This window comes from Aquipuribacter hungaricus, assembly GCF_037860755.1.
In the GTDB taxonomy this organism is placed as follows: domain Bacteria; phylum Actinomycetota; class Actinomycetes; order Actinomycetales; family JBBAYJ01; genus Aquipuribacter; species Aquipuribacter hungaricus.
This window is the reverse complement of record NZ_JBBEOI010000309.1, coordinates 1-3,564: the sequence shown is the minus strand read 5'-3', so window position 1 is coordinate 3,564 and position 3,564 is coordinate 1. Positions and strand designations below refer to the sequence as shown.

Genomic DNA, 3,564 nt, shown 5'->3' with positions numbered 1-3,564 from the left:
GAGGGCGGTCACGGCGACCCGGCCGCCGCGGCGGGCGCGCCGGCCCCCGGGGGGCACGGCGCCGGGCCGGGGCGAGCGGGGCAGCTGGCCGGCCACCTACTCCCGCCCCAGGTCCCGGTGGACCGCGTGCGTGACGACGCCCTCGCCCGCCAGCCGGAGCGCGAGCGCCTCGGCGACGGCGACGCTGCGGTGCTTGCCGCCGGTGCAGCCGACGGCGACCACGGCGAAGCGCTTGTTCTCCTCGCGGTAGCCGCGCGTGATGACCTCCAGGCAACGGGTGTACGCCTCGACGAAGCCCTCGGCCGCGGGGTCGGCGAAGACGTACTCGGCGACCTCCGGGTCCAGCCCGGTCCGCGGCCGGAGCCCCGGCACCCAGTGCGGGTTCGGCAGGAACCGGACGTCGGCGATGTTCTCCGCGTCGACGGGCACGCCGTGCTTGAACCCGAACGACATCACCGTGAGGTGCAGGTCCGCCGAGCCGGGCGCACGGGGCCGCATGGCCGCGCGGACCTTGGCGGCGAGCTGGTGGACGTTGGTCTCGCTGGTGTCCAGGTAGATGTCGGCGAGGTCGCGGACGGGCTGCAGCAGGAGCCGCTCGCGGGCGATGGCGTCGAGCACCGTGCCGGGGGGCTGCAGCGGGTGGGGGCGGCGGACGGACTCGAAGCGCCGGAGGAGGACCTGGTCGGCCGCGTCGAGGAACATGACGACCGGGGTGAGCCCCTTGGCACGGACGTCGTCGAGGGCCTTGGACAGGTCCGGGGTGAAGCTGCGGCCGCGGACGTCGATGGCCACGGCCAGGCGCGGCACGGCGCCGCCGGCGCGGATGGTGAGCTCGGCCAGCGGCGGGAGCATCTGCGGCGGCAGGTTGTCCACGACGAACCAGCCGTCGTCCTCCAGCACGTTGGACGCCGTGGAGTGCCCGGCTCCGGACAGGCCGGTGATGATGAGGACCTCGGCCTCGTCCGGGTGCGCGTCGGTCACGTGGCGGCTCCTGCCGGTGGGTGGGGGTGCCGGTCGTCGCCCAGCATGCCGCGCCTAGCGGCTGAGCACCTCGCCGGTCGCCATGTCGACCGCGCCGATGTCGTCGAGGTCGCTCGTGCCGCCGTCGCCGGGGCCGAGCGCGGACAGGGCGGTGGCACCGGACGGCGCGGCGGCGGGACCGTCCGTGGCGCCCTGGCCGTCCTCCCCCGCCCCGGCTGCCCCGGCGGCCCGGGCGGCGGCCTCGGTGGTCGGGGCGTCGGGGCGGAGCGCGGCCACGACGGTCGCCGCCAGCGCCGGCCCGATGCCCTTGACGCCGGCGATCTCCTCGGCCTCGGCCTGCCGCAGCGCGCGCACCGACCCGAACGCGTCGAGCAGGGCCTTGCGACGGGTGGGGCCGAGCCCGGGGACGCCGTCGAGCTCGCTGACGGTCATCCCCTTGGTGCGCCTGGCCCGGTGCTTGCCGATGGCGAAGCGGTGGGCCTCGTCGCGCAGCCGCTGCAGCAGGTACAGCCCCTGCGAGGTGCGCGGCAGGACCAGCGGGTGGTCGTCGTCGGGCAGCCAGACCTCCTCCAGCCGCTTGGCGAGGCCGACGACGGCGACGTCGCCGACGCCCATGTCGGCCAGCGCCGCCGCGGCCGCGGACACCTGCGGGGCGCCGCCGTCGACGACGACGAGCTGCGGCGGGTAGGCGAAGCGGCGGGGCCGCCCGGTGGTGGGGTCGATGGCGCCCGGACCGGTCGGCACCTCGTCCTCGGGGTCGGGGCCCATCTCCAGGTCGCCGGCCTGCTCGCGGTCCTCGAGGTAGCGCCGGAACCGCCGCTGCAGCACCTCGCGCATGGCGGCGGTGTCGTCCTCGCCGTGGTCGCCGCGCACGTTGAACGTGCGGTACTCGCCCTTGCGCGGCAGGCCGTCCTCGAAGACCACCATCGACGCCACCCGGTCGGTGCCCATGAGGTGGGAGACGTCGTAGCACTCGATCCGCAGCGGCGCCTCGGGCAGGCCGAGCGCCTCCTGCAGCTCCTGCAGCGCGAGGCCGCGGGTGGTGAGGTCGCCCGCGCGGCGCGTCTTGTGCAGCGCCAGGGCCTGCTTGGCGTTGCCGGCCACGGTGTCCATGAGGGTGCGCTTGTCGCCCCGCTGGGGCACCCGGACGTCGACGCGGGAGCCCCGCCGGGCGCTCAGCCAGTCGCGCACCTCGTCGGCGTCGGTCGGCTCGACCGGGACGAGGACCTCGCGGGGGACGGAGCCGGTGGCCTCGGCGGCGTCCTCGGAGCCGTACACCTGCTGGAGCAGCCGCTCGACGAGGTCGGGCGTGCTCACGTCCTCGACCTTCTCCACGACCCAGCCGCGCTGGCCGCGGATCCGCCCGCCGCGGACGTGGAACACCTGCACGGCCGCCTCGAGCTCGTCCTCGGCCAGGGCGAACACGTCGGCGTCGGTGGCGTCGGGCAGGACGACGGCGTTGCGCTCGAGCGCGCGCTGCAGGGCGCCGATGTCGTCGCGGAGCCGGGCGGCGCGCTCGTAGTCCTGCAGCCCCGCGGCGTCGCGCATCCGCCCCTCGAGCCGGCGGACGAAGCGGGCCGCGTCGCCGGCCATGAAGTCGACGAAGTCCTCGACGATGTCGCGGTGCTCGTCGGCGCTCACCCGCCCCACGCACGGCGCGGAGCACTTGTCGATGTAGCCGAGCAGGCAGGGCCGGCCGACCTGGCCAGCCCGCTTGAAGACGCCCATGCTGCAGGTGCGGACGGGGAACACGCGCAGCAGCAGGTCGACGGTCTCCCGGATCGCCCAGGCGTGGGAGTACGGCCCGAAGTACCGGGTGCCCTTGCGCTTGGCGCCGCGCAGCACCTGCACGCGCGGGAACTCCTCGCCCACCGTGACGGCCAGCCACGGGTAGGACTTGTCGTCGCGGTACTTGACGTTGAACCGCGGGTCGAACTCCTTGATCCAGGAGTACTCGAGCTGGAGCGCCTCGACCTCGGTGCCCACCGTCGTCCACTGGACCGACGCCGCCGTGAACACCATCTGCTGGGTGCGCGGGTGCAGCCCGGCCGGGTCGGCGAAGTAGCTGTTGAGCCGCTGCCGGAGGCTCTTGGCCTTGCCGACGTAGATGACCCGCCCGTGGGCGTCGGAGAACCGGTAGACACCCGGCAGCTCCGGGATCTCACCCGTCTTGGGGCGGTAGGTCGAGGGGTCCGCCACGACGACGAGGGTAGGCGCCGCCGGTGACAGCCCTGCCGTCAGGGCAGGCGCTCAGACGTCCAGGACGACCTGGTCGCCCTCGACGCGTGCTCCCACCGACGGCAGCGGCTCCTCGGCCGGGCCGTTGAGCACGGCGGCCCCGTCGGCGGCGTCGAAACGGCTGCCGTGGTTGGGGCAGCGGAGCTCGAGCCCGCCGGCGGCCTCGACGGTGGTGCCCGCGTGGGTGCAGCTGGCCGAGAACGCGACCACCTCGCCCTCGCTGGGCTGGGCGACGACGTATCGCGCGCCGTCGACGTCCACCACGACGGCCTCGCCGACCGGCACGTCCGCCAGCGGCACGGAGGCGCCGGCCGCCGTCCCGCCCGCGCCGCCGGTCGCCGTGCC

Annotated in this window: 3 protein-coding genes; all 3 read right to left on the bottom strand. The window is 75.5% G+C overall.

The window, feature by feature from the left end:
* Positions 1 to 96 precede the first annotated feature (96 nt).
* A complete protein-coding gene (rapZ, locus tag WCS02_RS18720; protein WP_340295801.1) occupies positions 97 to 981 on the bottom strand; it encodes an RNase adapter RapZ in 885 nt (294 codons plus the stop codon).
* 54 nt (positions 982 to 1,035) lie between these two features.
* Positions 1,036 to 3,180 (bottom strand): excinuclease ABC subunit UvrC, encoded by a 2,145-nt coding sequence (gene uvrC / locus WCS02_RS18715; protein ID WP_340295800.1) that lies wholly within the window; start codon positions 3,178 to 3,180, stop codon positions 1,036 to 1,038.
* 51 nt (positions 3,181 to 3,231) lie between these two features.
* Positions 3,232 to 3,564: Rieske (2Fe-2S) protein (locus WCS02_RS18710; RefSeq protein WP_340295799.1), on the bottom strand; the 333-nt coding region annotated here is incomplete at its 5' end.